Source organism: Desulfocurvus sp. DL1XJH-121 (genome assembly GCF_054819825.1).
Genome location: NZ_JBTVWW010000060.1, coordinates 1 through 564, shown reverse-complemented (window position 1 = coordinate 564; position 564 = coordinate 1). Strand labels below are relative to the sequence as shown.

The window sequence follows — 564 nt, the reverse complement described above, 5'->3', positions numbered from 1 at the left end:
GAAGCGCCATTCGCACTCCTTCAGGAACAGGTAGAAATTGTCCTTGGGGATACCGTTGAACCGTCTCAAATGGCGCTTCGCCTGATTCCAAAAATTCTCAATGCCGTTGATGTGATTTTGCCGGTCAGCAAACAGCTCGGAGTGGTTGATCCGGACATGATGAAAGTCTGACACGTCCAGGGCGTCATAGCTGCTTAAAGCGTCCGTGTAGACGATGCTGTCGGGCAAAATCATTCGCTCAATTATCGGCAGCAAAGTCGCCTTCTGGGCATTGGGGATCATGGTCGTGTAGACCTTGCCTTCACGTTTCAATAGCCCAAAAACAGGCACTTTACCGGCCGCACCTCGCCCCCGTTTACCCTTTCGGCGTCCACCGAAGTAACTCTCATCCACTTCCACTTCGCCGGAGAAAGGGGAGGCCTTCTCCATCTCCTCGGCAACAACCTTGCGCAGCCGAGTAAAGAATGAAACCGCCGTGTTCTTGTTTACGCCCACGAGTTGGGCCGCAGCACGGGCTGTTGTCCCGGCGACGAAGTGCTCCATCAGTCGTGAACGCTTGTGAAT

The 564-nt window shown here is 53.9% G+C and carries 1 protein-coding gene; it reads right to left on the bottom strand.

Annotated elements, in window-relative coordinates; genetic code table 11:
* On the bottom strand, positions 1 to 564 hold a 564-nt coding region (locus ACYYG1_RS17320), incomplete at its 3' end, for an IS1595 family transposase (protein ID WP_461211585.1).